Origin of the sequence: Achromobacter spanius, from assembly GCF_039673305.1 — a bacterium.
Taxonomy (GTDB): Bacteria; Pseudomonadota; Gammaproteobacteria; order Burkholderiales; family Burkholderiaceae_B; genus Achromobacter; species Achromobacter spanius_F.
Map to the genome: position 1 here is coordinate 1 of NZ_JBDJLJ010000104.1, position 7,588 is coordinate 7,588.

Consider the following 7,588-nt stretch of genomic DNA (forward strand, 5'->3'; position numbering starts at 1 on the left):
CGCTGGCGCTGGCGGCCAGCGGGCTGATCGCGCTGGTGCAGTGGGTATCGTGGAAGCCCTGGGCCGTGCGGCGCGTGCCGCTGCTGTGGATCCTCTATGCCGGCTACCTGGGCCTGGGCATCGGCCTGCTGGTGGGCGCCGCGCAACTGGCCGGCTTTGTCGTCAGGCAGGCGTGGCCCGCCCACGTCATCGGCGTGGCCGGCTTTTCAGTGCTGACCCTGGGCATGGTCACGCGCACCGCGCTGGGGCATCTGGGGCGTCCGCTGCAGACCGACCGCAGCATGGTCGTGAGCTACGCCCTGATGATCCTGGCCGCGTTGCTGCGGCTGGCCGCCCTGCTCCCGACGGCCGCCACGCTGGGCCTGCTGCACGCGTCCGCGACCGCCTGGGCGCTGGCGCTGGGGCTGTACCTGTGGCGGTTCTTCCCCATGATGATCCGGCCGCGGGCGGACGCCGCGCCCAGGCCGGGTGCGCCGGTCATGCGCGTGATGCCGGTGTCGCGGCCGAAGGTTTGACGCTCGATGTGGGCGGTCGGCGGGGTTCGGGAGGGTGTCTGACACCCGCGAAACGCCAGTGCAGTATGACGACCGGCTCGATGGGGTGTCAGACACCGGCACACGCTGCCCGGACCACCCCCGAAAGCCTCACCCCCGCCCTTCGCGGCGCTCGATCGCGGCCACTTCGCGGCGCATGGCCTTGAGCCAGGCCTTCAGCAGCGACTCGTCCGAGAACTGCGTCACCTCGTGTTCCAGTTCGCGGATGTATTCCTGGATGTCGACGATGTCGGCGTCCAGCTCCTCGATCACCGTCTCCGGGTCGAAGGATGCGAACGGATCCAGCTCGTAGCGCAGCTTGAAGCCTTCTTCCGCATGGCTGGCCTGGGCCAGGACCTCGTCGAGCTGACTGGCAAGGACGGCGTTGGCCTTGTCCAGCGCGTCGCCGGCCAGCCCGTCGCCATCCCCCACCGCGGCCTGCAGCGCCGGATCCCGCGCGGATTCGGCCAGGCGGGCGCTTTCGGCGTCCTGCAGCGCCTGCCACGCCTGGGCGTTCGTCACGGGCGAGCGCAGGGCCTGCCGCGCCTCTTCCAGCAGTTCCTCGGCCTCTTCGTCTTCGAACTGGTCCTGGATAAGCTGGAGCAGCTGGATCGGCGTGTAATCGTCCAGCTCCGTGGGGTCCAGTTCCAGCGCCTCGGCCAGATACTCCTTCGCCTGTTCGGTCTCTTCGGCGATATCCGTGTCGTAGTCGGAGCCGCAGTGCTTCTTGTACAGGGTCTTGAGCCGGGCGGCGTCGCAGCCCGCCGGCAGGTCGCTCTTGGCGCCCAGTCCCAGCAGCTCTTCGGAAAACTCCGTGACCAGCTCGGACACGAACTCGCGTTCGGCCTTGGACAGGCCCATGTTCTTGTACGCATGGTCAAAGCACAGCACCAGCTTGTAGCGCAGCAGGTTCAGCTTTTCTTCGAGCGGGCGCAGTTCCTGCGTGTACTTGCGTTGGTAGTCGGCTTCGATCGCCTGCCAGCTCGCCAGCCGGGCGCGCTCGGCCCCGATCCTTGCCTGCAGCCGCTCGAACAGTTCCCGCGGACTTTCCAGGGAAGATTCACCCATGACCTACTCCTTGCCAAACCAGGTATTGAAAACAGCCGCCACTCTAAACGATACGCGCAAACCCTTCTTGAAAATCTCCGTCAATAACGCTAATCATTATTATTAATATAGAATCTCGGCTGTCCGCCACCCCCTCGCCTGGCAGCCCCGATGTCTCTGCGCTCCCTTGCGGGCCCCACCCCCTCACGCAACCGCCTGATCCTGATCGCCGCCGTCCTGGCGCTGGCCCTTTTGATCGGCGCGGCTGCCTGGCTGGCGGGCGACAAAGGCCCCGCCGCTCCGCCCCCGCCCAACTATGGGAAGATCCCCGTCGCCGTGAGCGTCGCGGCGGCGCGCACCGGCCCGCTGCAGCGCGATCTGCACGCCCTGGGCACCATCACGCCGCTGGCGCAGGTGACCCTGCGCAGCCAGGTCGATGGCGAACTGCTCAAGCTGCACTACACCGAAGGCCAGGCCGTCGACCAGGGCCAGTTGCTGGCGGAAATCGATCCGCGCCCCTATCTTGCCGCGCTGGCGTCCGCCGAAGGCGAACTGGCGCAGACCCAGGCGCTGCTGGACAACGCGCAGGCGGACCTGCAGCGCTACCGCAAGCTGGCGCGCCAGGAAGCCGTGGCCGGCCAGCAGCTCGATGCCGCCGAAGCCCAGGCACGGATCTATGCCGCGCAGCGGCAGAAGAACCTGGCGCAGGTGGCCGATGCCCGGCGCCTGCTGGGCCAGACCCGCATTACCGCGCCGCACACGGGCCGCATCGGGCTGCGGCGCATCGACGCGGGCAACCACGTGCGCGCCGACGACGCCAACGGCCTGACCACGCTGGTGCAGACCCGGCCCATCTCGGCCCTTTTCAGCATTTCCGAGACCCGCCTGGACATCTTGCGCCAGGCGCAGGCGCGCAATCCCGTGCTGCGCGTGCAGGCGTGGGACGCGGAAGACCGCCGCATCCTGGCCGAAGGCACGCTGGAAGCGCTGGACAACCGCATCCAGGCCACGAGCGGCACCGTGCGCCTGCGGGCCCGCTTCGACAACGCCGACGAATCGCTGTTTCCCAACCAGTTCGTGAACATCCGGCTGGCCGTGGTACAGCAGGACAACGTCGTGACCATCCCGAGCGCGGCCGTGCAGTACGGCTCCGAGGGCGCCTTCGTGTTCGTGATCGACAAGGACGCGCGGGCAGTCCGCCGCGTCCTGGAGCTGGGGCCGGCCAACGCCGGACGCATCGTGGTGCTGGCCGGCCTGGCCCAGGACGAGCGCGTCGTCGTCGAAGGCGTGGACCGCCTGCACGACGGACGCGACGTGCAGATCGTCGAACAGCAAGGCTAGGAATTCCGCATGAGCCTGTCACGCCCTTTCATCCTGCGCCCGGTCGCCACGTCCTTCCTGATGATCGCCCTGCTGCTGTCGGGCATCCTGGCCTGGCGCATGCTGCCCGTGGCGGCGCTGCCGCAGGTCGACTATCCGATCATCCAGGTGACCACGCAGTATCCGGGCGCCAGCCCCAACGTGACCGCGCGCGCCGTGACCGCGCCGCTGGAGCGGCGCTTCGGGCAGATCCCCGGCCTGAAGCAGATGTCGTCCACCAGCGGCACCGGCATCTCGGTCATCACGCTGCAGTTCGGCCTGGACGTGCCCCTGGGCGTGGCCGAACAGGAAGTCCAGGCCGCCATCAGCGCCAGCGATTCGCTGCTGCCCAACGACCTGCCCACCCCGCCCGTGTACCGCAAGGTCAACCCGGCGGACGTGCCCATCCTGACGCTGGCCGTCACGTCCGATTCCCTGCCCCTGCCCAAGGTCTACGACCTGGTCGACACGCGTATGACACAGCGGCTGTCGCAACTGTCCGGCGTCGGCATGGTCAGCTTGGCCGGCGGCCAGCGGCCCGCCGTGCGCGTGCAGGTCAATCCGATGGCGCTGGCCGCTCGCGGCCTGCAGCTGTCCGACGTGCAGGAGGCCATCGCCAAGGCGAACTCCAACCAGCCCAAGGGCAGCTTCGACGGACCGGTCCGGTCGGTCATCATGGACGCCAACGACCAGCTCCAGAGCGCCGAGGAATACCGCGAGCTGATCGTTGCCTGGAAGAACGGCGCGCCGGTGCGCCTGGGCCAGGTCGCCACCGTCGAAGACGGGGCCGAGGACCGCTACCTGGCCGCATGGGTGGACAAGCAGCCCGCCGTGCTGGTGAACATCCAGCGCCAGCCGGGCGCAAACGTCATCGCCGTGGCCGACCAGGTCAAGGCGCTGCTGCCCCAGTTGACGGCCAGCCTGCCGGCCGCCGCGCAGGTGCGCATCCTGACCGACCGCACCGAGAGCATCCGCGCATCGGTGCGCGGGGTGCAGTGGGAGCTGGCGTTCGCCGTGGGGCTGGTGGTGCTGGTGACCTTCCTGTTCCTGCGCAACCTGCCCGCCACCCTGATTCCCAGCCTGGCCGTGCCGCTGTCGCTGATCGGCACCTTCGGCTTCATGCACCTGGCCGGCTTTTCCACCAACAACCTCACGCTGATGGCGCTGACCATCGGCGCGGGCTTCGTCGTGGACGACGCCATCGTCATGCTGGAGAACATTGCCCGCTACCGCGAACAGGGCCACAGCCCCATGTCGGCGGCGCTCAAGGGCGCGGGGCAGATCGGGTTCACGCTGGTGTCGCTGACGCTGTCGCTGATCGCGGTGCTGATCCCCCTGCTGTTCATGGAGGACGTAGTGGGCCGGCTGTTCCGCGAGTTCGCGGTGACGCTGGCTGTCGCCATCCTGATATCGCTGGCGGTGTCGCTGACGCTTACCCCCATGATGTGCGCGCGGCTGCTGCCGGCGCACGCGCCGTCCAGGCCGGGCTTGCTGGACCGCGTGCAGGCGCGCTACGCCGGCTGGCTGGATGTGACGCTGCGCCACCAGCGGCTGACCCTGCTGGCGATGCTGGCGACCGTGGCGCTGACCGGACTGCTGTACCTGGCGGTGCCCAAGGGCTTTTTCCCGGCGCAGGACGGCGGCGTGCTGCAGGGCGTGACCCAGTCTGCGCAAAGCACCTCGTTCGACGCCATGTCGCGCCGCCAGCAGGCGGTGGCCCGGAGCCTGCTGACCGATCCGGACGTGACCAGCCTGTCGTCCTTCATCGGCATCGACGGCATGAACGCCACGCTGAACACCGGCCGCCTGCTGATCAACCTGAAGCCCTGGAGCGAGCGCAGCGCGCCGCTGGCGGACATCATGGCGCGGCTGGACGCGCGCGCCCGCGAGGTCCAGGGCATTTCGCTGTACCTGCAGCCCGTGCAGGAACTCAACATCGAAGACCGCGTCAGCCGCGGCCAGTACCAGTTCAGCCTGACCTCGCCCGACAGCGCGCTGCTGTCGCGCTGGACCGACGCGCTGATGCAGCGCCTGGCGCAGGCGCCGGAACTGGCCGACGTGGCGTCCGACCTGCAGGGCGGCGGCCGCCAGGCCTACCTGGATGTCTCGCGCGATGCCGCCGCACGCCTGGGCGTCACCATGGACGACGTCGCGAAGACGCTGTACAACGCCTTCGGCCAGCGCCAGGTCGCCACCCTGTTCACGCAGTCGAACCAGTACCGCGTGGTGCTGGAGGTGGACCGGACGATGGCCATGAGTCCCGATGCGCTGGAACGCATCCACCTGCAGACCACGGACGGCCAGGCGATCCCGCTGTCGGCCCTGGCCACGGTCAGCGAGCGGTCCGTGCCGCTGGCGGTCAACCACCTGTCGCAGTTTCCGGCGGTGAACCTGTCGTTCAACCTGCCGCCCGGCGGTTCGCTGGGCGAGGCCATCGCCGCCATCGAGGCGGCGCGGCAGGCGATCGGCATGCCCGAAAGCGTGGAGCTGCGGCTGCAGGGCGCGGCGTCGGCGTTCCAGGCATCCCTGTCCAACACGCTGTGGCTGATGCTGGCCGCGGTGGTCACCATGTACCTGGTGCTGGGCATGCTGTATGAAAGCGCCATCCACCCCGTCACCATCCTGTCCACCCTGCCCTCGGCCACGGTCGGCGCGCTGCTGGCGCTGCTGATCACCGGCCGGCCGCTGGACCTGATCGCCGTCATCGGCATCATCCTGCTGATCGGGCTGGTCAAGAAGAACGGCATCATGATGGTGGACTTCGCGCTGGAAGCCGAGCGCACGCGCGGGCTGGCGCCGCAGGACGCCATCCGCGAGGCCGCGCTGCTGCGCCTGCGCCCCATCCTGATGACCACGCTGGCCGCGCTGTTCGGTGCGCTGCCGCTGATGCTGGCGACGGGATCCGGGGCCGAATTGCGCCAGCCGCTGGGCTGGGTCATGGTCGGCGGGCTGCTGGTCAGCCAGGTGCTGACGCTGTTCACCACGCCCGCCGTCTACCTGTTCTTCCACCGCCTGGGCCAGCGCCGCGCCGCGCCGGCGGCCGAGCCCGGCGCGCAAGGCCGGGCCCCATGATCCGGGCCTTGCTGCACCGGCCGGTCGCCTGCATCTTCCTGGCGCTGGCGCTGACCCTGTTGGGCGCGGTGGCGTGGCGCCTGCTGCCGGTGGCGCCGCTGCCGCAGGTGGACTTCCCCACCATCGAGGTGCGCGCCGACCTGCCGGGCGCCAGCCCGGAAAGCATGGCCAGCACGGTGGCCGCGCCGCTGGAGCGCGCCCTGGGCAGCATCGCGGGCGTCAGTTCCATGACGTCCTCCAGCAACCAGGGCTCGACCCGGGTGCAACTGCAGTTCGACCTGGACCGCGACATCAACGAAGCCGCGCGCGACGTGCAGGCCGCCATCAACGCCGCCCGCGCGGAACTGCCCTCGGGCATGCCCGACAATCCCAGCTACCGCAAGGTCAACCCGTCGCAGGCGCCGATCATGGCGCTGGCGATCAGTTCCGCCACCCGTCCCGCCGGCCAGCTCTATGACCTGGCGTCGACCGTGCTGTCGCAGAAGATCTCGCAGATCGGCGGCGTGGGCGAAGTCACCCTGGGCGGCAGTTCCCTGCCCGCCGTGCGGGTGCAGGTCAATCCCAATGCGCTGGCGCACTATGGCGTGGCGCTGGACGACGTGCGCCAGGCCATCTCCGACGCGGCGCCCATGGGGCCGCAGGGCCAGCTCGATTCGGCCGGCCGGCGCTGGGAGGTCGGCACGCCGGAACAGCCGCGCAGCGCGCACGACTACAACAGCCTGATCGTGCGCTACAAGGACGGCGCCGTGATCCGCCTGGCGCAGGTGGCGCGCGTGAGCGACTCGGTGGAGAACCGCTACAGCAGCGGCTTCCACAACCGCAACCCGGCCGTGGTGCTGACCATCAGCCGCCAGCCCGGCTCCAACATCATCGAGACCATCGCGGCCATCAACCAGGCCATGCCCGGCCTGCGCGCGCTGATGCCCGCCGACGTCGACCTGACGGTGGCGCTGGACCGTTCGCCCGGCATCACCGCCACGCTGCGCGAAGCCCACGTCACCCTGGCGCTGGCCGCCGGCCTGGTGATCCTGGTGGTGTGGCTGTTCCTGGGCAACGCCCGGGCCGCCGCCATCCCCAGCGTCGCCATCCCGGTCTGCCTGATCGCCACCTTCGCCGTCATGTATGCCTGGGGCTTTTCGCTGAACAACCTGTCGCTCATGGCGCTGATCGTGGCGGCCGGGCTGGTGGTGGACGACGCGATCGTCGTGCTGGAGAACATTTCGCGCCACATCGAACGCGGCCTGACGCCCGCCCGCGCCGCGCTGCGCGGCGTGCGCGAGGTGGGCTTCACGCTGGTCGCCATGACCCTGGCGCTGAGCGTGGTGTTCGTCTCGATCCTGTTCATGGGCGGCCTGGTGGAGCGGCTGTTCCGCGAGTTTTCGATCACGCTGGTGGCCGCCACCGTGATTTCGCTGGTGGTGTCGGTGGCGATCATCCCCGCCTTGTGTGCGCGCTGGCTCAAGCCGGCGGGGCACGCGACGGCCGGTGCCGCGGCGGCCGGTGCCGCGCCCCGGCCGTCGCGCATCCGCGACGCCTTCGCCCGCGTTCACGATTGGTACGGCGCGTCGCTGGCGCGC

General features: G+C 69.6%; 5 protein-coding genes. 4 read left to right on the forward strand and 1 reads right to left on the reverse strand.

Annotation, left to right across the window (positions count from 1 at the left end; genetic code table 11):
* The coding region (locus ABE485_RS30745) for an NnrS family protein (protein ID WP_346519037.1) at nucleotides 1-515 on the forward strand (515 nt) is incomplete at its 5' end.
* 129 nt (nucleotides 516-644) lie between these two features.
* Here ABE485_RS30745 and ABE485_RS30750 read toward each other — a convergent pair.
* Entirely contained in the window at nucleotides 645-1,601 is a 957-nt protein-coding gene (locus ABE485_RS30750) for a molecular chaperone DnaJ (protein WP_346519038.1), read from the reverse strand.
* 150 nt (nucleotides 1,602-1,751) lie between these two features.
* On the opposite strand from ABE485_RS30750, the gene ABE485_RS30755 reads away from it, so the two are divergent.
* The 3 genes from ABE485_RS30755 to ABE485_RS30765 form a co-directional block, all read left to right on the forward strand.
* The gene (locus ABE485_RS30755; RefSeq protein ID WP_346519039.1) at nucleotides 1,752-2,921 is read left to right on the forward strand and encodes an efflux RND transporter periplasmic adaptor subunit; all 1,170 of its coding nucleotides are present in this window, start codon (nucleotides 1,752-1,754) and stop codon (nucleotides 2,919-2,921) included.
* 9 nt (nucleotides 2,922-2,930) lie between these two features.
* Nucleotides 2,931-6,011: a multidrug efflux RND transporter permease subunit gene (locus ABE485_RS30760; RefSeq protein WP_346519040.1), complete on the forward strand. Its 3,081-nt coding sequence runs from the start codon at nucleotides 2,931-2,933 to the stop codon at nucleotides 6,009-6,011.
* A partial coding sequence (locus ABE485_RS30765; RefSeq protein ID WP_346519041.1) for an efflux RND transporter permease subunit occupies nucleotides 6,008-7,588 on the forward strand: 1,581 nt, incomplete at its 3' end. The genes ABE485_RS30760 and ABE485_RS30765, both read left to right, overlap by 4 nt.